Here is a 22,247-nt window from a genome sequence, read left to right as displayed (position 1 = left end):
CAACAGCATAACTCAATGATAATCGCGTTAGCCCAGCAAAACTACCACATCGGCAATTTCGAACGCAACACTTCGGCTATGCTTCAGGCCATCGGGAAAGCGAAAAGCCGCGGCGCGGACCTTGTAGTCTTTGCAGAGCTGGCTATCGGCGGCTATCCGGCCAAGGACCTACTGCGCTCTCCGGCTTTTCTGGACGCATGCGACGCCGCCGTTGCCAAAATTGCACGTCATTGCGATGGGATAGCGTGCATTATCGGTGCGCCCGTACGCAACACCTCTGGACAAGGCAAGCCGCTGCACAATGCCGCGCTGTTCATCGTGGATGGGCAGGTGCAGCAGACGGTGCACAAAGGGCTGCTTCCGGATTATGATGTCTTCAATGAATACCGCTATTTCCAGCCGTCCGATGACTTCCGCTGTGTAACGTATAAAGACAAGAAAATAGCCCTGACCATCTGCGAAGATCTGTGGAATATTGCAACGCCGAGACTCTATCATAGGAACCCCATGGACGTCCTGCGAGCAGACAACCCGGATATCATTATCAACATCGCGGCGTCACCCTTTTCTTACAACCACCTCAACGAACGGATGGACGTATTACAGGCGCATGCCCGCGAAACCGGCGTGCCGCTGTTTTATCTCAATCAAGTAGGTGCACATACCGATATCATTTTCGACGGACGGTCCATCGCCCTCAATGCTACCGGTGAATGTATTGACATGATGGCGTCCTTTCAGGAGGATCTGAGATGCTATGAGCTGAAAGGTAAAACCATTGCGCCACTGCAAGACGCAACTGCGGTGACCCCTCCGCTGGATACCCCACTCATCCATCAGGCCCTGTTATTGGGCATCCGTGATTATTTCGGTAAATCAGGCTTCCATAAGGCGGTGGTCGGGCTGTCGGGCGGCATCGATTCGGCCGTGGTGGCGGCGCTTGCATGTGAAGCGCTGGGCGCCGACAATGTAATGGCTGTGCTGATGCCGTCGGCCTATTCCAGCGACCATTCCATCACAGATGCCCTGGATCTGGTCCGCAACACGGGCTGCCGTCATGAAATTATCCCTATACAGCGCATGGCTGAAGTTTTTAACGAAGGCCTTAGTGACGCATTCAAGGGACTCGGCCCTGATGTCACAGAAGAAAACATTCAGGCGCGCATACGCGGCACACTGGTGATGGCGTTTTCCAATAAACTGGGTTACATACTCCTCAATACCTCCAACAAAAGCGAGGCCGCTGTGGGTTACGGCACGTTATACGGCGACATGGCCGGCGCTTTGGGAGTCATCGGCGATGTATACAAGACACAGGTTTACAAACTAGCTGGCTACATCAACCGAGACCGGGAAATCATACCGGAGAACACCATCGTAAAACCCCCGTCGGCTGAATTGCGGCCAGGGCAAAAAGACAGCGACTCCCTGCCGGAATACGAATTGCTGGATGCCGTGCTCTTTCAATACATCGAGAATGAAAAGAGTACAGCGCAGATCATCGCACTGGGGTTTGACGAAGCGCTGGTGCGCAAGGTGGTGAACATGGTTAACCGCACAGAATTCAAACGCTTCCAAGCTCCGCCGATACTCCGCGTAAGCAGTAAAGCCTTCGGCGAGGGCAGAGCCTTGCCATTGGTCGGCAAATACCCATAGCACCTAAGTATCGTTGATATCGATTAAACCATCGCACCATTTCCTTGTCTAATCGTTTGTAAACGAATAAATGAGGAGAGTTGACCATGAAAAGGTTATTATTATACATCGTTCCGTTGATGGTATTGGCGTCCTGTTCATCCTACCGATACCATACCACTAAAATGGAGGGAACGGATTTTTCCCAGTACCGCACTTACAGCTGGCTTCCGCCCGTGGATTCGCTGTCTAAGTCCTATTTTGACAATGACATCGCGGAAGCGAATATTCTGGAGACGGCCAATCGCGAACTTGAGGCCCGGGGACTGACGTATTCAAAAGAGAATCCGGATCTGCTGTTCCGGTACGTTGCCATTGTCAACAACAAAAAACGCCCAGTATATGGCGGTGGCGGTCCGTGGGGCATGTGGGGCTACAATCCCTGGATGTGGGGACCCGGCTGGGGCTGGGGGTTTGGTTACGGCTGGGGCTGGAACCGGCCCGTTGGCGAGGAACGCTACCGTGCAGGCCATATCATCATTGAGGCCAGAGACCGCCGTTCCAACAAGGTCGTCTGGCAGGCGCGTGGCTCGGGCGAGGTACGTACTCCCGAACAAGCCATTAACAAATTATCGGAAGTGGTTACCGGCGTCATGGAGCAGTTTCCGGTAGAGGCCAGGCGCAGTCGCTAACGACGATAAGGCTGAGACGACAAGATCAACCTAAACCGATGGCCTCAACGTCAAATAAAAAGGCACTTTTTCATGGCGTTTGGCATTTTCCAGGATCACCGCAGCTGCGGCTTCCCCCATGCGCTTGAAATCCGTGGAGATGGTCGTGATGCCATTCAGGATGAATTTCTTTAACGGGGTCTCGTTATACGAAATGATACCTACGTCTTGGCCGATCTTCAGTTGGAGGGAGATTACCTGATCAAGCAATTTCACCAAGTCGTCTTCCATAAGGTTAATATATACTTCGCCCGCCGATATGGGTTCTTCCAAAATATTGCTGACCAATAAATGGTTGAAAGCATATTGCTGGCAAAAGCGGTAAAACCCTTTGATAATGCCCTTGGGAAAATAGCTCTTATCGGGAAAAATAAGCTTCAGTGTGTGGTATTTGCTTAATTGTTCCCTGGCTTGCTCCAGCGCTTCATAGATATCGCGTTCAAAATCTTCGTAAACCGCGGCGTACTCGCCGTCAATATTCGGCACCAGCTTATCGAGTAGTACCAGCTTCTCTTTTGGAATCGTATTGATCAATTCGGCGGCCTTATCGTGCCCTTCAATAAAATGAGGGATAATGACGTAGTGCGTATACTCCTGTTTAAGATTCTGAAGCAGCTTTTTGAACAGTGAAAGGTCATTGTTATATATATAAAAATCGACGGCGGCATCCGTTCCGATGGCTTTTACAAACGAATCATACACGATTTTCTTATGTGCACTCAGCTTATTGAAAAACAGTACGATCTGCAACTCCTGCCTGAAGTCGGCATTGGTAATGTAATACCCTTTGCCCGGCACGGACCCCAGCACCCCCAGTTGCTTCAAATGTTTGTATCCTTTTTCTGCGGTATCACGCGATATCTCCAGCACATAGCTCAGCTCGTTGATTGATGGCAGCATATCGCCCTTCTGGATTTTTTCCGCTTCGATTGCCCCGATAACGGCATTGGCCAGTTGTACATATTTCGGAGTAGCCGAATATTCGTTGATGTGAATATATTCAAACATGGATGCTGACTTCATGTCAATCCCTTCTTTAGCGCTTTACGGCATTAAGATAAGGGATTTGCCCGAAATATCGGTAAAGTTAATTCTTTTTGTACCGAATAATCATGGCCTGACCTGCCAAACCGGAGGGCTGCACCGGCCAGTTGGACGCATCAAATGGCTGATAGTCGATGTTCACAAAATTGATTTCATGATAGCTCCGCCACTCTTTCCCTTTCCGGTCCATATCCCGTATACGGTTAGCCATCAAATTGGCCACTTCTATGCGGATGGTGTTCTGTCCCGGTTTCAGCAAGTGGCCGATCCGCAGGCGGTAAGGTATGCTCCAAATCAAGCCCGCTTCTCGTCCATTGATATAGACACGCGCACTTTCATTCAGTTTTTCAAGTTCAAGCACATATAGCGCATCTTCCGTAACCATATCCATGTCTACGGTTGTGCTGTACGAGCCTAACCCGCTGAACGCCTGGTAGGCTTCACCCGGATCGTTGGTCCACAACTGTAACGTGTCTGCCCGTATCGGCTTGGGCAGTTGCGGGCCGCCGCTTTCAAATGTAAGCTGCCACCCTTGTTCCAGCGAAATACGATCCAGTTCCTTTCCGGCATAAACCCAATCCGGCACCTCCTTTCCGGCTTCGCTTCCGACTTTTACCACGATGGCTTCACCGGGCCGGAGCTGTACGCGGACACCATAATGCCCGTCGATGGCTACGCATGGCGTCTTGCCGGAGCCACCGCTCTGCGGATCCAGTAGCACCGCCGACCCGCCACCCGTGGCCGCGAGAAGCGGAATACGCCTGTCTACCGCAGTGGCTTGGTGATTTACGACGTAATAGTATGTGCCGCCGTCGGCCGCAGCACGGCGAACGAACCCAAGGCCTTGTCGGGCCAGTGGCTCACCCATGATGCCCAGCCGTTGCAAAGCAGCTGTCACATCCGGCGAAATAGTGGCGCCGCTGCTGGGTAATGTCTCCACTAACTCCCTGAAAATTGCCTGGCGATGGGCAAAGTCTGCGAAACCCGGTACGTCCTCCGGCACCGCTTGCAGCACAACGGTTGCCCCTTGCTGGGCAAGACTGATGAGTTTGCGCAATGTCTCCAGCGGCATCCGCCGCGTGAGCGGCACCACCAATGCCTTATACGGCATACCCTCAAACGATGTATGGATGAGCCCTTCACTTACCGTAGCGCGTGCCAACAGGTTGTCCGATACGAAGTCAACTGAGTATCCGTGGCGATGCAGTTGCTGCAGGTTTTTGTAGAACGGTGTAGGATGGAGCCACTCGTCAATGTGGTGCACGGTCAAGGTCATCATTCGGCCTCTGGAGTCATCCCAATTGTCATAAACCGGCCAATACATCAACAACTCGTTGTCTGATCTGCCGGCCTGAAGCACCGATTGTACACGCGTGATGTAACCATTAAGCCCATCCAGGTGTGGCCACCAGCTGTTATTCGGCACGAAATTGACTGAGGCGTAGAATAGCCATCCCGGCCATCCCGCTTCCTCCGGCGAATAGGTGACGCCATGGAAAAAGACGTGATTTATCCCTGCAAGGAAACATTGCTCCACTTCGGGTTTGCACTGCGCCAGAGACGTCTTGAAATGTTCGGTCAGCCATGTAAACGTTTCGGATGAAGCAAGCCGCTTCCCGGTCACATTCGCCGCCGATGAGGCAAATTTCATCATCACCGGATCGGGGTCTACATTACGTATATCCGCGCTGTCGCGGCGAAGCCCCGGAATCTGGAAAAAGCTGGATCCAAATGTTTCTGCTTCGGGAATGTCTACGGCAGCATAAAGATCCAGTAGGTTACCTGGCGATCCATGCGCCTGGTTTCTGGTTACACTTCCATAACGGTGCGCCCACTGTGTCCAAGGCCGGGTGAAGTTCTCGAGCAGCAGCTCGGCCATAGTCTCCCGGTAATCGGACTTTACGCGACCGGCATTGGCCGCTGTATCGTCCGAGAATAACTTCCGCACATGCAGTTGCAGGTCATAGCCACGGCGCTTTTCAAACTCCGCGAAGAAATCCGCTGACCAGTCGGCGCCATACACCTCATAGCTGTCGTTGTAAAACGCCCGGATACCCTGCGGTTCCCGGTGGAATGCGCTATCAAAACGCGATAAGTAACCGTCCAACGCATCGCGCGAAAAATGGTTGAGTGTATATCCCTCACCTCCCGGGGCAGCACGTTTCACCCGCTGAAATGTCTTGCCCTCGAATACGGCATAAAGTTCCCATTTCCCCTTGGCCGGCTGCCACATTAATGTCCCGTCGGCTGTCACGTGATCGGTGATCATTACTGGGTTACCTTGTTCGTCATAGGCAGTAAGCGATAGCAGTGACGCCGATCGCTGTTTAGGATCATCAGGCACAATCTTACTGCCAAAGGGGGTGCCGCCCACCAGTTCAAATTTACGGAACAATGCACGGGTCGCCGCCTCGGACAGACCCACCTGCGGCCCACCGAAGGGCCAACCTGTGCCAGTGGTGAGATCGATGGACAGCCCAAGGCTGTCGCCCTGCCTTGCCGTATAGCGCAGCATGGCCATCCATTCGGGAGAAAGGTAGGGAAGGTATTGCGCTTCATAGCCTTTTGCACCGTAGATCGGCGCAATTTCCAGTCCGCCAAAGCCAGCACCTGCATAGTCTGCCATCAGCCGGGAAATCGTCGGCTCGCTAACGGCATTGCCCATCCACCACCAACGCGCCCAAGGCTTGGTTTCGCGGTCCACAGCGGGCCAGGGGTCGTGTTGGCTCCAAGCGACCTGAACACCCACCGCGACCCACGTACAAACAACCATCAACCACTGCTTCATATAGGTAACATTTAAGTTTATCAATCGAGGTGAAATACAGGCACCAACGGCTTACTGACCGGTGAATTATCGGCATGTGTTTCCATAATATCCGCCATGTAAGCCCACCAGCGCTGCATGACAGGGCTATTTCCCAGTTCTTGGGAAGATTGCGCCCCATCGGCCTGCAGTTGGACGGCAAACAGCGTATTGGTTTCATCATCCACGAAGATGGTATAGTCACTTATCCCGTTTTCCTTCAGCAATGCCACCATCTCCGGCCAGATGGCTTCGTGCCGCTTCCTGTATTCTTCTTTGCAACCCGGCATTAATTTCATTTTAAAAGCTATTTTCATCATTCAAGGTTACTGATCTTTTTTCAACTTCCGTTTTAATTTGACAACCTCTATCCCTGCATCGATAACAGACCCCACACCGTGCTTTTCGTTGGGCCGGGCCGGGCGGGTGTAATAAAAGCGCAAATTGTCAGCAATCCCCGTACCGACGCAGATATCCTTCACCTGTCCGTCTTCGGTGATAAAATGGTTTTTAAACCCTTCCCAACCTACCAAAGCAACGGACGCATAGTTTTCGCTCAACCACCCTTCGTTAACGGCCTTGGCAAATCCTTGGATAAACATGGCCGAAGCAGAGGCCTCCGCATATGAATCTGGTTTGTCCAGCAATTGATGCCACAATCCATCGGCGTCCTGATAGCGGGAAAGCCCGATCAATTGTTTCTGCAGATTCCGGATGATGTCATCGCGGTTGGGGTGGTCTACCGGAAGGTGATCAAGCAGGTGGAGCTGGGCAAGGACCAGCCACCCGTTGCTCCGGCCCCAGTGGGCCACGCCGTTCTCCCGATTGGCGGAATAATAGCAATGATAGTAAAGGCCTTTGCTTTCGTGCCATAAATACTTATCAAAACTCAGCACCTGATTGACGGCGTCATCGAAATAACTGTCGTTTCCCGTAAACACGGCCATTCTTGCTAAAAACGGTACGCTCATATAAAGGTCATCCGCCCACAAGGTCTTATCTACGGGAAACGTCCGCACCAGCGTACCATCCGCGAGCCGGTCCTGCCCGTAGGTGAGCCGTTTGATACCATCTTCCAAGTAGGTCTTGTATTCCTCCCGGGGAGTGTGTTTATAGACCTCCAATATGCTGGCGCTCATGGCACCGAAGTCATCTAGTTCCTGCATGGTCCACAGTTGACCGAAAGGAAACCGGTGGTGCGGGCGATCGGCTTTAAAGCTACGCTGAAAAAATGGATAATTGTCGAATCCGAACGCGACATGGTCGAGTGCATACTGCGCATATCGTTTGTCGCCGGTGAAATCGGCCAGTTGCAGCATGGCCATGTTAATCACCCCATTGGTGTAGTGCCATTCGCCATATGGCGTTTTGAACCCCACCTCCACGCCTTCTGGAATTTTGCTGGTTTTGGCATAGGTTGTGTTGCGCTGTTTGTCTTCAAATGCAAATTCTGCTTTATCCAGGATATAGTCGGCCACCTTTTTAATAATGAGTTCATCGGGAGCCGTGGTTTGTGCATACACTCCCAGCATCGCACACCATGCGATCAGTAGACTAACGTTTTTTTTGAGTTTCATGCTAAAATTGTTGTGGATTATCACTTAACTATTACATACTTGGTACTAAACACTATCTTTTCCTTTTTGGCAAGTCGGTAGCCGGATCTGAGGGCCTTGCTCCCCCGGACAACCCGACTGTGGGCTTTGGCGGCAGGCTCATGTCTTCGCCGATATAAAACCCGGTATGCGGCGGCTGGTTATAAGCCACATTCTGCCAGGCAACACTTAGCCTGTACTGCGGGTCGTGCATCAGCGTCACGAGCCGGTGCGGCGTCGGCAGGGTTGTCGAATAGATGCGTAGCGACAGATGATCGGCTGTCGGGAAAATGACCTCTTCCCGCCAATCGCCGAAGAGATCAGCACTTAGCACCGGAGTCGACTTGGTCCCATTGATAGAAACACAACCCTCAGCCTTGAAGATCGGCCCGTGCCGGTATTTGTCAATCGTGATACCGTCCAGCAGTTCGCGGGTGAGGTCGCCATCCCACCAGATCAGAAAGTTGGCTGAGCTTGGTTGGGGACCAATCCGCTCGCCTTCAGCGTTTAATAACCCGTCAGACCCCGAAAACCAAAGCTCAGCACCTGGGTTGGCCGCATCGATGTTGGCCGCGACACCGCGACCGACATCCTGCCCGAAAGCACCCAGCCACAGCGCCTCTCCGGTGCGTGCATCCCGCAGTGCGGCGCCGGGACGGTGTGCCGGTGGCTTTTCGTGCACGGTGAAGATCTCCAGTCCTGGGCGCGAAGGTATCAGCTCGCCAAGATGCTGGGCATCCCCGTGCCCCCATCCGGTGGTGTAAAGCGGCTGGCCGTCATGGTCAACGACCATCGCGCCATAAACAATCTCATCATTGCCGTCCCCATCCACATCCGCCACGCTCAGGTTATGAAACCCTTGCCCCGAATAGGGATTCCTTCCGTCCTGGGAGTCGAACACCCAGCGCGAGGTCAGCATGCCGCCACGGAAATCCCAAGCTGCTATGACGGAACGTGCATAATACCCGCGGCACATCACGAGGCTGGGCAAGCGACCATCCAGGTAAGCTACAGCCGCCAAGAAGCGGTCCGACCGGTTTCCACGGGTGTCATTGTGCTTCGGCGTTCCCCACCCGTCGATCGGATCCCTTCCCGGTATGTAGTCAACGGTCGTCAGCGCTTTGCCGGAAGCTCCTTCGAATACCGTAAGGAATTCCGGTCCGTCTAATATTCGCCCCTGCTCGTTGCGCCAATCTTTCGTACTGTCGCCGATGACGGTGCCCCCGCCGTCAATGGTTCCATCAGCCGTCTTACAGGCTACCTCGGCCTTTCCGTCGCCATCTAAATCGTACACCATGAACTGGGTATAATGCGCCCCCTCCCGAATGTTCTTTCCGAGCTGAATACGCCACAGAAAGGTTCCGTCCAGCTTATATGCCTCCAATACCGGAGGATCCGTAAATCCGTCATGCGAATTATCGCGCCCCCTGCCCGTACGGTGTAGAACGATTTCATAATCCCCATTCCCGTCCAGGTCGCCCACCGATGCATCGCCCGCGGTATACCCCGGCAAGGGCTGAAGATTAATGGTTAAGTAGTTGGCCGGCTTATTGAGATCGACTTGGGAAATCGATGATGCCTCACCTTCCGCCCCGTCGATCACCGGCTTCACGAAATAGCCAATTACGTTTGATCGCGGGTGAAGCTGCGTGTCTACATAACACGTTGGTCCGGTCAGCGGTGTTTCATTCAGCTTTTCTGAAGTTCCTTGCTCGTCAGTGCGGTAAATGTTGAACGCGAGTCCCATAGGATCATCCGCCAACAACCGCCAAGAGACGAACACTTCGCCTGCTTCTGTGGCAAGCGCCACCACACCCCTGTTCAGGCGCTCCTTTGCACGTTGCGGGAAAACCTGCTGCACGACTGAGACCAGCAGAACAATACCTGCCAACCGTATGGCTTTCGATTTAAAGAGCTCATATTTCATAAACATCATATAAACTAATATCCAAACATTACGGCACTGTCATTGATCTCAAACGGCTTATGTTGAAGCAAACGGTACACCGCTGCACCGGCAAGGATGACCGGACCGTAACCATGCGCGGCATATTTATTCACCGGCCTATAGTAGTAGAAAGCGGGGTCGAAACCCATGCCCGTACCCACACAGGTCCCTTCGACCTGGCCTTGTTCGTTAATCTTCGTGCTTACCGCATTCCACGCCTGTAGTACCATCGGTCCATAGGCTTTGCCATCAAGCCAACCTTGATCAATCCCATGGGCTATGCAATAGGCATAAATTGCTGTTGCCGAGGTCTCGAGATACGTATCATTGCGGTCCAGCAGCTGGTGCCAGAAGCCGGTGCCATCTTGCAAAGGGGCCAGCCCATGCACATGCGCCCGGAATTGCCCCAACAGTTTTTCCCTGCCTGGATGGCTTTCTGGCAAGACGTCGAGCAGCTCGACCTTGGTAAGCAGTGCCCAGCCGTTGGCCCTCGCCCAATGAAAATGAGGATGTGGGTCCATATCCTGCACCCAACCATGCATGTAAAGCCCCTTCTCCCCGACAAACATACGGTCTGCAAACAACCAAAATTGCCGGATTGCCTCATCGAAGTAACGCGCATCTCCCGTCAGTTTGCCCATCTGTGCCAATGCAGGCAGGCTCATGTATAAATCATCAAGCCATAGGGTGTTGGGCAATGGCCGGTTGCGTGCCAGCGTACCGTCTTCCAGGCGGAACTCTTTATTCAGGATATAATCGATATAGCGATCGATGATCGGTCGGACGTCTTTCGCCGTCACCTCTGCCTGCTGCGTCTTGATGATGGCCGCGCACATCGAACCGGCATCATCCAACGCGCCCGGATGAGTCACGGAGTGCACAGGCGACCGATAAACGTTGCCTTCACCCATAGGCAATGCCTCGAAAGCAGCGACCACATCGGCGATGAAGTCGATGCGCTCCTGCGTGTATCGCCGATAGCGTTCATCGCCCGTCGCTTCGGCTGCGGAGAGCATAGCACCATACGTGACGCCCCACTCATAACTGATCAACCGGAAATCACCCTGCTGGAAAATGGTGCTGGTGTCAACCGACGAGAGATCATCCACAGGTTGCTGGTTACCTTTATTGACCAGCCTGACAGGCGTCGCCCTATCAAGGTAGCCATGTATCCGGTCTATAACAACCTTTATGTCTTCGGGCGTCGTTTCCCCGTATATTACCGGATAATCCGGTTTCAATAAATGCAGGGGGGTATTCACATCGTTGGCCACCTCATCTTTTCCCGCTTTCCGATCAGTGCAAGAAAACGATGAACCTGCCGTCAGAAAGACAATCACATAAACTTTTAAAAAATAGAATTTATTCATGATTTGTATGGTTTCAAACTAAAACTCAGTTGTCGGTATCACAAACGTTAAAGAGCCGCCCTTGCCTACGCCAGGCACTGCATGGCCGCTAAGCCCCACTGCGCTACGGCGTTTGTGGAAACAGATAGGGCCTCTTCACGCGCGCTAAGCACCTCCGGTGGACCGACTGTGACGACGTTCGGTATCTCTGCTTTCAGGCCGCTGCCTCCCGCATAGAACTCAGTCCATGCCCGCTTTTGCAGTGCGCGGTTCTTCAGGTACCAACCGGCATACGCCGTCAGGCGGCTGTGTCCCTGCGCTAAGTTTAACCGCTGGAGCGGCTCACCAAGGTTTTGCTCCTGCCATTCGCTGCCGGCATTATATGCTATACAATATCGGATCCATGCGTCGTTGAATTCCGGGACGTCGAACGCTTCGATCAGCTCGGCACATATTTCGGGCAGCCCGAATGCAGCGCTCAAGTGGGATACCATGATTGTGTTCCGTTCTTCGGTTTCGAACATCCCATTGTCCAAACGCATGTTGGCCGTGCCGGTGAAGAACCCGCGCGGCTGGCCGCCAATTGTGCTCATACCGTTGATAAGCCGCTGCTTGATCTGTTCGTTGCCCGTGCGTTCCCATTCGGTAAACCATGCGGCCGCCAGCGCTCCCCAATCGGTGCCGAAAGACATGCTCACGGTGTCCTCATCGATAGATGCCACTTGTCCAACTTTACGGCCGGGGACGATGGCCTTCAGGGATCGGGCCCCTTCGATCTGTTCGCGCATGAGATCCCCGACCCGTTCATCAGCAGTAAGGTAATAGAAGAAACGCCTGTTGACTACCGTGCTGATGCGGAGCTGCTTGGCGCTGCAGCCCCAATGCTGCACATTATGGCGCGAACCCAGTGGCGCAAACCGGCCGATGTGGTGCACATCCACCTCGCCGGTATGTCGCGTCATCGCCTCGGCCATCCGGTATACATCGTGCCTGCCGGATCGTAGAAAGTAAAACCAAAGCCAGAGATCGGTAGACAGCTCCGAGTTATCCCATGCATATCCTCCGACATCATATCGCCATACATGGCGGTCTGTGTCATAGGTGTGCATCACGTCTCCGTAATTCCAGAAACCATACCAACGATGCTGTTCGATCTGTTTCTTGTAATAGTCGACATAAAACGCCAGCTGCGTTTCAATGGCCCTTTCGGCATCGTTGCCTGCACTCGCCGCTGAAAACGCTTTGCCAAACACACCTGACCGCTCATAATGGGTCGGTTCACAGACTAAAAACGGTGGGTCCTGAATCTGTCTGACGATTTCGACGAGGTCAGCATAGGCCGGCGTTTCAGTCATCGGCCATATTTCAAGTTCACTCGTACGAGCAACGCCATGAGGCGTGCCGAATCCCGGTTCATAATCTTCATAGGTGACATCAAGCGCATCGAGTTGTCTGTCATATGTATCCTGCCCCATCCCATCATGGTAAAACCGAAGATCCATAGCGGGAGCCGACGGCGACCATAACCAAAGCGTTAGCTCAGCGACACCCGTGTGCGCATGGCGGATATCTATCTGTGCGGGAAAGCTCTGCCAGAAATTACGGATGCCAAATACTATCCCACCCGAAGCGCCACCGATGTAACCCGATCCGCCTGAGCGGTGTCCATAGGCTGAGTCAATCCATCCGTTTCCGGCTGCGGTCCGTTTACGGATGTCAAAGCCATCAGGCGTTGTTTGGCACAGCGTATAGTCGCCGAACGCAGGGATATAGCGCAATCCCTTGGCTACCGCCGGATTGAATTCCGCAACCGGTGGCGTGGGCTTTCCGGCAACCTGCGCTTCCCGCACCGCCCGGCCCGGATCGCGCCGCAAGCCGGTCAATCCCCTGACCGCTTCGGCGAAAACGCCACCATCAGCCGAACAAAACCGTACATGCCGGTTATGCAGCTCATCCGCCATTGGCACGGCAAACCGGATGCCCATTCCACGGATAAAGTCAGTGTACTCGTCCGCATCATATACCAGGGTATGGACCATTCGGACGCCAGCGGTATTGAGGTAACAATAAAACCGTATGGTGAAAGGTAGCAATGCGCGTCCTGTCTTGATGGAGCGATGTATGCCCTCCGCTTTCACAACGGTGCGGACCGGTCCAGCATGTTCAACAACCACCTCGCTGACTTCGCTCCGGAGCGAGTCGGTGAGCAGGGGCTCACCCTCAGCCGCTTCGGGTAAGTTTTGCCACTGGAGGACTAAATGTCCGTCTGTGGCCAAGGTCCGTGTTTCAACACTGATGGATTTGACCAATACCTGCCCGGTCTTCGAAAACACGTAGCGTGCTTTACCTGTGTCTACAGTGATCTCACGGCTGTCTTGTTGAACATGCATCCCCGAATGCTCCATCGTTTCGCCTGCGTCGGTTGAACGCTGCAGGATAAGCTTTGATACTTTTTCGCGCCCAAGTGTTGCGACATGTGCAGTCCATTTTACCGAACCGTCCGGCCAACGGGCGGTTACCCAATGCTGAGCGCGGATGACATTCGCTCCGTCTGCTTTTAGCAGGAGTCCGTCGGCGCCACCCAACTCGCCCTTTTCCCAGGGCACCCCCCAAGTGATACCTCGTGGTATGACGGATACGGGCTGGCCCAGCCAACGAAGCGGAACGCCCCGTCCACCATCAGGCTGTTTACCGATATCCGGCCACTGAAAGGATCGAGAAAGCGGCAATGCTGAAGCCGCAAAGGCGGTATGTTTCAGAAAGTTCCTCCTTGATTGCTTAAACTCCTTTTTCCTTCTATCCATATGTCATTTCTTATCTTGTATTTTTTACATTAGCACAATGAAAGTCATACGTCTCGTCATCTTCCCACTCCTGTCACTGATGGACCTATGGAGCTGTCAGCCCCGGTCAGGTTCAATAGAAGCTGCTGGGCATTTAATTTATAAAGACGATTTCGAAAACGAACTCGACACCACCATGTGGATAGCTGAAATTGCACCGGAACTGGGGTCTCGTGTATATGCTGCCGACGGCAAACTTTGGCTGGATACCTATGGTGGGGTAACCGTATGGCTGAATAACGAGCTGCAGGGCAACATCGCCATTGAATACGAACGGACCGTGGTGATCGATAGCGGGGCCAACGACCGACTATCTGACCTGAATCAGTTCTGGATGGCGTCCGACCCCTCTGGCAGGGGCCTCTTTTCACGGTCCGGAGTATTTGAAAGCTACGATTCATTATCACTTTATTATGTTGGTGTGGGCGGCAATACCAATACGACCACCCGTTTTCGTCAATACGAAGGATGGGGATCGAAACCCTTGCTTTATGAACGGAATGACTTTCTGCTGAAAGCAAACCGAACCTACTTCGTCCGTACCGAAGTCAGGGACAATGTGACCACGTTCTCGGTAGATGGTGAAGTTCTTTTCCAACATACAGCGCCTGTTCCGTTAACCCGCGGCTATTTTGGCTTTCGATCTACCCATTCCCGCCAGTCGATTGACAATTTCAAGGTTTATCAACTCGAATAATCTGCTTCTGACCCGTAATCCCCGGCATTGCTTACCATCCCGGATTTTGCATCGCCGACTTTTCATCAGGAGTCAACGGCCTTCCAGCTGTATAAATATCGTCCAGGAAGCTTTGCGGTACTGGCCGCAGGTAATGTTTGTTCTCTAGCGGACGCGCCTCGTCGTTGAAAAGGGTCGCCCGTTTTACCAGTGTCCTGGTTCTTGCGAGGTCTTCCCAACGCATGAGTTCACCCATCAATTCGCGCGAGCGTTCATTCAGGATGAAATGGAGGAATTTTTCCGCATCGGAACCTACACCCAATAGATCGTAAAACTCGTTGGTTGAGTTAAAAATATCCGCAACGCTATTCAAGCGTAATTGCTCCAGGGTGGACGCTGTGGATTCCGGAATACTATTCGATTCAAAATAGGTATTCCGGTTGGAGTAAGAAACGAAGGCAGCTGTATTGGCAGCAGGATTGTTTAAATACGCAATGCCACCGTCCGAGTGAAACGAGCGATCTTCGCCCCCCTTATAAGCGGCACGCTCACGGAGCCTGTTGATGTAGGGCAACGCTTGGTCATACCGTCCTAACCGACCGAGTGCCTCAGCAGCGATAAGATAAGTTTCCGCTACGCGCGCAAGTATGCCGTCCCGTTGCCCGGCCTGGGAAGCCACGCTCACGCGCGATCCATCGGCAAACTTCGAAAGCGCCACAAAACGGCTTGCCTCATAATTCCCGTGTCCGCCATGCATATTTTCACTCTCGCCCGCAAAATACCGCACAAACATATGCGGGGCCCTCTGAAGGATATTATCCGCAGTATAACGTTCATCCCCCGGATTATTCACAATATAGCGAATAGCTTCTTCACCTCCTGAAAATTTGGGGCGACCCGCCAAATCCGGTGTCGGGGCGTGTTGTTCGCTCCAAACCGGCGCACTGTTTGGGTTATTGGATAGGTAGACCGTTTTGAAACTCTTCCAAAAACGGGAGTCGTTTACCCGGTCATAAACGTCCAATGCATAGTCAGTAGACCGCAACCGCTGAAACTCCCTGCCCCCCGGGATATCGCGCTGCATCCCGGGCAGGTTTTGATACACCGATGGATAATATAAGTGGATTTGGTTGCCGTATCTTCCCTGAGTGGCGACGTTGCCCGAAAATTGAGCTGCCAAGATGACCTCAGGTAGCCTCTCATTGGGCCCATCAACTTCTGTGAAGTGCCATAAGTCCCGGAAATCATTTGCCAATGTGTGATATCCGCTATTGATTACCTGGTCTGCGTAGTTTACGGCTTGTTCCAGATCGGCGTCGCGCGTGGCACCATTCCAATCACTGTACAACTCGCTGGCCCGGAACAGATGAACCTTCGCGAGGAAATGTGCAGCAGCCCATTTCGTAATCCGGCCCGTCTGTGCCGGAGTCGGTGGCAGTAGATCAAACGCCATGTTGAAATCAGCGATAATCTGATCGTACACTTCCGGCGCAGCATTGCGGGTAAACTCCCGTTCGACCGTCATTGACGGTTCCAGTTTCAACGGAACACCACCGTATTGTTTCACCAATTTGAAGTAATCAAACGCCCGCATAAAATACCCCTCGCCCAAGCGCGTATCCCGTTCGGGGCTGTCACCGTAGAAAAGGGGAACATTTTTGATAACAATATTGGCTGAGTTGATATTGCCGTACATATTATCCCATATGGTACGTACGTCCCCGGTCAGCGAATTCAAACCTGCATCGTACGAATTCCAAACCTGCTGGCCACGGTCGCCGCCGACCGTGAATTCATCGACCCCATAATTGGTGGTGGTGTACGCCCATTCATAATTGAAATGGAATTTTAGACTTTGATACATGCCTGTTACCAGTCCGTCCAGTCCATCCTTCGTTTCAAAATCCTGTGTACTGCGGGCCGTAATCAGGTCTTCGTGCAAAAAATTCTTGCAAGAGAATACCAGTGTGGCACAGCTGATCAAGGTTACATAGCTAAGTGTTTGCTTTATCTTTTTCATGACGTTGTTCATTGTAAGTTACCTAAAATGGTGCTTAGAGTCCTACGTTAAGCCCAATGACAAATCCCCTGTTAAATGTCGAACCGCCCAAATCCGGATCGATCCAGTCGACGTTGGAATACAGTAACCCTGGATTCATAGCTTGTGCAAATATCCGAAGGGTATTAAGCGTCAGCCTGTTTACAATGCGTGTAGGCAACGTATAACCCAACGATACGTTCCGCAGTTTGATGAATGATCCATCCTGGTAGTTCATCGACGTACGATAGGGATCTCCACCGGCGTTCCCGTAGTTAGGAGCTGGATATGCATTTGTCGGATTATCGGGCCGCCAATAATCCAATTTCCGCTGCGCGAACCTCCCCTGTAAATATTCCCCTCCGCCTAATGTGGTGAAGCCAAAACGGCCAAATACAAAAAAGGTCAAATCCCAATTCCTGTAGCTGAGCGAATTATTAAATCCTGCAGTCCATGTGGGAGCGGAATGCCCCACAATCCGCCGGTCGTGATTTGCATCAATGCGGTAATCGCCGTCAAGATCGGCCACCCGTACATCGCCGGGCCGAAATGCATGCCCATTGGCATTGAATTTTTCCATTTCGGCCAAATCCTCTGCCGTATTTTGCCAAATCCCTTCTTTTACAAAATCATAATACACACTTAGCCGTTCGCCGATAAACCACTGGTTGTTGATGTCATCTAGTTTTCCGTTTGATAGTTCCACAATGCGGTCTTTACTCGCCGTGAAATTCAGATTGGAGGTCCACCGGAAGTTTTGTTTATCGATATTGACCGTATTCAAGCTCAAGTCTATTCCCTTATTGGCCGTTGCTCCGATATTCGCCCAGGTACTCGTATAACCCGTCAATGAAGGGATGCGCATTTGCAGTAAAAGATCTGAAGTGTGCGAATTATAGAAATCCAAGGAACCGTTGATTCTGCCTCGGAAAAAGTCGAAGTCCAAACCAAAATTCCACTGGGTCGTACGTTCCCAACCGAGTGCTATATTCGCCATCGGTTGGGGGTTAGCCAGCGATGCGTCCGATGATACGTATCCGGGCTCAACTACACTGCCCCATGTATAGTACAGTGTCTGCACCCCTCCTTTTGTAAAGTAAGGATCGATCGCCGCATTGCCGGTGCTGCCGAAACCGACCCGCCATTTGAGTTGGTCTATCCAGTCGACGTCTTGCATGAAGGATTCCTGATCCATACGCCATGCCACGGCTGCTGAAGGAAAGAAATCCCATTTATTGCCATCGGCCAATTGCGAAGCTCCATCCCAGCGTATTGAAGCGGTCAGCAAATACCGGCTATCAAATCCGTAGTTCACCCTCGCCATATAGGAAAGTAGCTGTGACTCGGATAGTCCGGTGCCGTATCCATCCAGTTCACTGACCGAATTCAACTGATACCATTTCTGGCTGTTCCATGGTAGCGCTGTGGCTGTCATCGACGAAGTTTCCGTCCGGTTTGCGGTAGCACTCTGCAGCAATGTTATGCCCAGGTCATGCTTGTCGGCAAAAGTCTTGTCGTAGTAAAGCAGGTTGTCGAGCGTCCATGAAAACCGCATCGTTTGGTTCAGCTGCGCATAGTTGGTCGATCCCGGTTCGCCCGCACCTCGCTCTGCCGCCCGTTCGTCCATCCATCGGCCATTCCGGAAATTATAAAAATCGGGACCAAAATTCATCCGGTATCTCAGCCCTTCCAACAGATTCACCTCCGCGTAGATGTTACCCAATGTCCGCAACACCTTTCTTTCATTAATCGTGTATTGGTCGTCGCCAATCGGGTTGCGGATGTTGACATCTCCGCCCGGGAGGTTGATCCGATTGCCCTGTTCATCAAAAGGAACCGCATAAGGTAACATTCCCTGGGCCGCAAAGTAAAGATTGCCCGCTCCCGTTGAACCGCTACCCTGATACCCATAATTCTGGTCTCCGAATGTTGCCGTAAGGCTTCCACCCATTTTAAACCATTTCACCGGATTGATATCGACCGTGAACTTTCCGGTATAGCGCTGGTAATCCTGTCCTAAAATGGTCCCCCCTTGATTGAGGTAACCAAAGGAACCGTACGCCTGCATCTTATCCGTACCTCCACTCGCATTGATGGAATGATCATGGGTTACCCCGGTCTGCAATACCATATCCGTCCAATTGGTGGTAGGCACTAGGCTCGGATTCCATGTGCCGCCCTGCCAGCCTTGCTCCACGTTAGCCCACGCATAGCTGTCACTGCCGAAAATACGCTGGTCATCCTGTAATGTCGGAACGTCAGGGTACCTATTGGGATTGTCGGCAGGAAGGCGGCGATAAGCATCACGCCTGAACTCAATGTATTCCGCAGCATTCATCATTTCCACCCTGTCCTGCATGTTTTCGATGGTAGTGACCGCCAGATAGTTTAGCGATAACCGGCCTTCTTTCCCTCGCTTAGTGGTCACCATAATTACACCATTGGCGCCCCGGGACCCGAAAATCGCTGTAGCAGAAGCATCTTTCAGCACATCGATAGACTCGATATCCGATGGATTCAAAGCCTCGATTCCTCCGGCATTCAACGGTATCCCGTCGACCACATACAATGGCGAATTGCTGGCGCTAAGTGAACGGACTCCCCGTACAAGCACACTCCCCATCTCGCCCGGCCGTTCATTGGATGTGATGTCAACCCCTGCAACCATGCCCTGCATAGCTTGAAGGGCATTGGTCACCGGCATCCGCCGAACCTGCTCTGCGCTAATACTCGATACCGCACCGGTGAGGTCGGATTTTTTCACGGTGTTGTAGCCAACCACAACCACTTCATCCAGGTGGCTGACCTCTTCATCAAGCGTTACGTTCATAGACGATGACGTCACTTCGACTTCTTTTTCCTGAAAACCGATAAAACGGAAAACTAAGATAGCGTTTCTGGCTGCATCGATTCGATACTCCCCGCGCTCATTGGTCTGTGTACTCGAACTTTCCCCTTTCACCTGTACGGAGACTCCCATTATGGGTTCACCGGTCTCCGAATGAGTTACCCGACCACTCACTGTAAACGTTTGCACATCCTGCCCGAAAACTGCTGAAGTGGAAAGTAACACAAAAATTAGAAACGCCACCCGCTGGCTAATAGTAATTCTTTTTTTCATGTCGAAAAGTGTTAAGTTTATAAAATTGGTCCTATGTCGTTTAGACATTTATTAGCAGGAACTAATATCAAGACAAATTTTATATTAACTGTCCTGCTGTATCCTGAAGGGCATCCTTCATTCAGAAAACGGTCGGAAGGGAATAGGTGTAGACCGGCCCGCAGCCCGCAACGCAACCAATGCTAATAAAAAACAATCACCTCGTACGCCCCCGCCCCCAGTAGCGGCAAGTTGATTGATCCCTCTTTTAGATCGGTGTGCACTTCTTGGTCATTCACCGTCACACGTGGTTTTCCTTTCCGCCCTATTGGCAGTTCCACATAAGCCGACGTGTTTACCGGAACAGTAAATTTCAGGGCATATCGCGGTGCATCCTGTCGGCAGAAAACAGTTATGTCCCCTTTTATCGTGGGTACTTTCACCGTGGCCCATTCCAGCGATCCGATCTGCGGCCGGATACGGAACGTACTCCAGCCCGGCGTCAATGGCTCCACGCCCATCAGCTTCCGCGGGATCGTATTGGCAGGTACTGCCCCCCAAGCATGATTCCAATCCTGGTTTGGTTTATACTTGTTATCCCACGCCTCCATCGTAATGGTACTCCCTGCTCGGATCATGTTATACCAACTGCGGTCGCTCTGGGATGTCAGCAACGAGAGTCCATAGTCCGCATCACCGGCTTCATAAACGGCATCCATCAAAAACTGGCTTCCATATACGCTGCATGCCATCCCGCGCGAGCGGATAAACTCCATCACCCGCGGCTTTGCCTTCTCCGGCACCAATCCAAAGGCCATCGCCATCATATTGGTGTGCAGCGCGGCATGGTCGGTATCCACCCCGTCGCGGTACGCGCCCTGGCGCTTGTCCCACAGCAGGGACTGAAAAGCCCTGTACGTTTCTGCCGCCTTTTCCCGGTACAGCGCGGCATCCTCAACCCGATCAAGCGCCTCGGCCAGGTCGGCCATATCGCGCAGGGCCTTGTAATGGAAGGCATTCACCACGGCATTGTAATCCGTAAATACGAACCCATCCGTCTCCCCATTACCGACCATGCCGAAGCTGCCGGTATGCGGCCAATCGACAATGTCGCGTAGGGAGTCGCCGCCATAATGGATTGCTTTCATCAGTTCCGGGGTCTGCTTTCCTGTCCGGGTACTGATCAGTCCGTTGGATTCCCGAAGGGGAAGGAGTAGTTTGGCTTTCAGATCATCGTAGTAATGCCGAACCGAACGGATGTCGCCGGTATACATGTAGTCGTTGTATGCCATCAGCACCGATTGGAGAATCCATTCCGTGGGCCATGTCGCGTTATGTAGCAGGTATTCGTGCGAACGCCGAGCCATGCTAAAGTCCTTGTCCACACCATAATGACAAAGCTGGTTGATGTAAGCGTCAGCTTCATAAGGTATGCGCTCGCGGTCGCCATCCACATAGATTCCGGCGAACGAGGTGGCCTTGATGCTGTACTTGCACAGTTCCCATACCGCATTGAGTACCGTATCCGAGCTCTCAAAATATGCAGCAAAATCATCAAACGGGTAATGGACAGTGGCACGGACGATATCCGCCTCGTCCAGTATTCCCGCGTACCCTTCCAGCTCGACATACCGGAAAGGTAGCACTTCACTGATATAATCAGGCATCTTAATGGCTTGCGGACCGGTATTACGCTTATCGGGCCTGAGCTGCAGTTGGTAAGTGTGGCGTCCGCGTTTCAGCGGCACCCGATATTCAGCATAGCGAATGGTACCACCGGGTTTGCGGTTAATCGTGCCGTCATGATTAACCGCCTCTCCCAGCCGAACGGTGACCGACGTCCCGGCTTTACGGGTGTCCAGCGTGAAACGCAATTGGCCAAACGAAGCGCGGCCGAAGTCTACCCGAGTGACATTCCCCGCGTTAACCACACGCTGGGGGGTCTCATCCGTTTTTTGTAGCGGATAGTATGCCGTACGGTAATCGGCCAGCTCATCGGCTGTCCAAAATTCGCTGACGGTCGACCAAGACGAGGGCTCTTCGCTGCCATCCCACACCATTACGCGCCATGCATAGGCAGTGCCCGGTTTCAAAGCCTGTCCCTGGTAGCGCACGTTCGTGGACGCGCTGGAATGGACTTTGCCGGAATCCCATACATTACCCACACCGTTTGCCGCACTGTCGGGGTGATCCGATACGGTGATCCGGTAGGCCGATTGGAGGCCTCCCTGTTCCGTACCAACCAGCTCCCAACTGAATACCGGCTGTTTGTTCGCAATCCATGGCCGCTGCCCGGTGCCGCCTCGGTGCCCTGCGGAGGGGTACCCATTGACCATCTTCATATCCGCATGTTGGAGGTGATCGACAGCAAGGCGGTGCACTTGAAGGTCCTGGGCGGTAGCCAACGAACAGCTAACTGCCAGCACAACACAAAGACTGACTTTCCGCAACAAGGGGTGGTTTTTCTGGTTTGCAATCATTA

13 protein-coding genes are annotated in these 22,247 nt (G+C 52.6%); 3 read left to right on the top strand and 10 right to left on the bottom strand.

Annotation, left to right across the window (positions count from 1 at the left end):
• Nucleotides 1-15 precede the first annotated feature (15 nt).
• Both ACFOET_RS14725 and ACFOET_RS14720 read left to right on the top strand, forming a co-directional pair.
• Nucleotides 16-1,656, top strand: coding sequence for an NAD+ synthase (locus tag ACFOET_RS14725; protein ID WP_379023978.1), 1,641 nt, complete (start codon nt 16-18; stop codon nt 1,654-1,656).
• An 86-nt stretch (nt 1,657-1,742) separates the two neighbouring features.
• Nucleotides 1,743-2,327: a DUF4136 domain-containing protein gene (locus ACFOET_RS14720; RefSeq protein WP_379023977.1), complete on the top strand. Its 585-nt coding sequence runs from the start codon at nt 1,743-1,745 to the stop codon at nt 2,325-2,327.
• A gap of 30 nt (nt 2,328-2,357) precedes the next feature.
• Here the strand turns inward: ACFOET_RS14720 and ACFOET_RS14715 are convergent, their stop codons facing one another.
• The 7 genes from ACFOET_RS14715 to ACFOET_RS14685 all read right to left on the bottom strand — a co-directional run bounded on the left by ACFOET_RS14715 (nt 2,358) and on the right by ACFOET_RS14685 (nt 13,912).
• Nucleotides 2,358-3,389, bottom strand: a complete 1,032-nt coding sequence (locus ACFOET_RS14715) for a GntR family transcriptional regulator (RefSeq protein ID WP_379023975.1) — start codon at nt 3,387-3,389, stop codon at nt 2,358-2,360.
• A gap of 64 nt (nt 3,390-3,453) precedes the next feature.
• Nucleotides 3,454-6,198: a glycosyl hydrolase gene (locus ACFOET_RS14710; RefSeq protein ID WP_379023972.1), complete on the bottom strand. Its 2,745-nt coding sequence runs from the start codon at nt 6,196-6,198 to the stop codon at nt 3,454-3,456.
• 20 nt (nt 6,199-6,218) lie between these two features.
• Nucleotides 6,219-6,536, bottom strand: coding sequence for an L-rhamnose mutarotase (gene rhaM, locus ACFOET_RS14705; RefSeq protein ID WP_379023970.1), 318 nt, complete (start codon nt 6,534-6,536; stop codon nt 6,219-6,221).
• A 6-nt stretch (nt 6,537-6,542) separates the two neighbouring features.
• Complete coding sequence (locus tag ACFOET_RS14700) at nt 6,543-7,793, bottom strand: glycoside hydrolase family 88/105 protein (RefSeq protein WP_379023968.1); 1,251 nt, start codon at nt 7,791-7,793, stop codon at nt 6,543-6,545.
• Between the two features lie 52 nt (nt 7,794-7,845).
• Nucleotides 7,846-9,738, bottom strand: a complete 1,893-nt coding sequence (locus ACFOET_RS14695) for a rhamnogalacturonan lyase (RefSeq protein ID WP_379023966.1) — start codon at nt 9,736-9,738, stop codon at nt 7,846-7,848.
• Nucleotides 9,739-9,752: 14 nt separating this feature from the next.
• Nucleotides 9,753-11,129 (bottom strand): glycoside hydrolase family 88/105 protein, encoded by a 1,377-nt coding sequence (locus tag ACFOET_RS14690; RefSeq protein WP_379023964.1) that lies wholly within the window; start codon nt 11,127-11,129, stop codon nt 9,753-9,755.
• A gap of 65 nt (nt 11,130-11,194) precedes the next feature.
• A complete protein-coding gene (locus ACFOET_RS14685; RefSeq protein ID WP_379023963.1) occupies nt 11,195-13,912 on the bottom strand; it encodes an exo-rhamnogalacturonan lyase family protein in 2,718 nt (905 codons plus the stop codon).
• 37 nt (nt 13,913-13,949) lie between these two features.
• Between ACFOET_RS14685 and ACFOET_RS14680 the strand changes: the two genes are divergently transcribed.
• Nucleotides 13,950-14,648 (top strand): DUF6250 domain-containing protein, encoded by a 699-nt coding sequence (locus tag ACFOET_RS14680; protein ID WP_379023961.1) that lies wholly within the window; start codon nt 13,950-13,952, stop codon nt 14,646-14,648.
• Nucleotides 14,649-14,679: 31 nt separating this feature from the next.
• Here the strand turns inward: ACFOET_RS14680 and ACFOET_RS14675 are convergent, their stop codons facing one another.
• From ACFOET_RS14675 to ACFOET_RS14665, 3 genes are all read right to left on the bottom strand, one after another.
• Nucleotides 14,680-16,647, bottom strand: a complete 1,968-nt coding sequence (locus ACFOET_RS14675; RefSeq protein WP_379023959.1) for a RagB/SusD family nutrient uptake outer membrane protein — start codon at nt 16,645-16,647, stop codon at nt 14,680-14,682.
• 34 nt (nt 16,648-16,681) lie between these two features.
• A complete protein-coding gene (locus tag ACFOET_RS14670; RefSeq protein ID WP_379023957.1) occupies nt 16,682-19,786 on the bottom strand; it encodes a SusC/RagA family TonB-linked outer membrane protein in 3,105 nt (1,034 codons plus the stop codon).
• Nucleotides 19,787-19,968: 182 nt separating this feature from the next.
• Nucleotides 19,969-22,245 (bottom strand): family 78 glycoside hydrolase catalytic domain, encoded by a 2,277-nt coding sequence (locus tag ACFOET_RS14665; protein WP_379023955.1) that lies wholly within the window; start codon nt 22,243-22,245, stop codon nt 19,969-19,971.
• Nucleotides 22,246-22,247: the final 2 nt, after the last annotated feature.

Origin of the sequence: Parapedobacter deserti, assembly GCF_042646065.1 — a bacterium.
Lineage (GTDB): Bacteria > Bacteroidota > Bacteroidia > Sphingobacteriales > Sphingobacteriaceae > Parapedobacter > Parapedobacter deserti.
This window is presented reverse-complemented; position numbering and strand designations above follow the sequence as displayed.

Coding starts and splice junctions, on each gene's coding strand:
- rhaM (WP_379023970.1), bottom strand. CDS start 6,536: ATGATGAAAATAGCTTTTAAAATGAAATTAATGCCGGGTTGCAAAGAA.
- ACFOET_RS14715 (WP_379023975.1), bottom strand. CDS start 3,389: ATGAAGTCAGCATCCATGTTTGAATATATTCACATCAACGAATATTCG.
- ACFOET_RS14725 (WP_379023978.1), top strand. CDS start 16: ATGATAATCGCGTTAGCCCAGCAAAACTACCACATCGGCAATTTCGAA.
- ACFOET_RS14700 (WP_379023968.1), bottom strand. CDS start 7,793: ATGAAACTCAAAAAAAACGTTAGTCTACTGATCGCATGGTGTGCGATG.
- ACFOET_RS14710 (WP_379023972.1), bottom strand. CDS start 6,198: ATGAAGCAGTGGTTGATGGTTGTTTGTACGTGGGTCGCGGTGGGTGTT.
- ACFOET_RS14690 (WP_379023964.1), bottom strand. CDS start 11,129: ATGAATAAATTCTATTTTTTAAAAGTTTATGTGATTGTCTTTCTGACG.
- ACFOET_RS14670 (WP_379023957.1), bottom strand. CDS start 19,786: ATGAAAAAAAGAATTACTATTAGCCAGCGGGTGGCGTTTCTAATTTTT.
- ACFOET_RS14720 (WP_379023977.1), top strand. CDS start 1,743: ATGAAAAGGTTATTATTATACATCGTTCCGTTGATGGTATTGGCGTCC.
- ACFOET_RS14685 (WP_379023963.1), bottom strand. CDS start 13,912: ATGGATAGAAGGAAAAAGGAGTTTAAGCAATCAAGGAGGAACTTTCTG.
- ACFOET_RS14665 (WP_379023955.1), bottom strand. CDS start 22,245: ATGATTGCAAACCAGAAAAACCACCCCTTGTTGCGGAAAGTCAGTCTT.
- ACFOET_RS14675 (WP_379023959.1), bottom strand. CDS start 16,647: ATGAAAAAGATAAAGCAAACACTTAGCTATGTAACCTTGATCAGCTGT.
- ACFOET_RS14680 (WP_379023961.1), top strand. CDS start 13,950: ATGAAAGTCATACGTCTCGTCATCTTCCCACTCCTGTCACTGATGGAC.
- ACFOET_RS14695 (WP_379023966.1), bottom strand. CDS start 9,738: ATGAAATATGAGCTCTTTAAATCGAAAGCCATACGGTTGGCAGGTATT.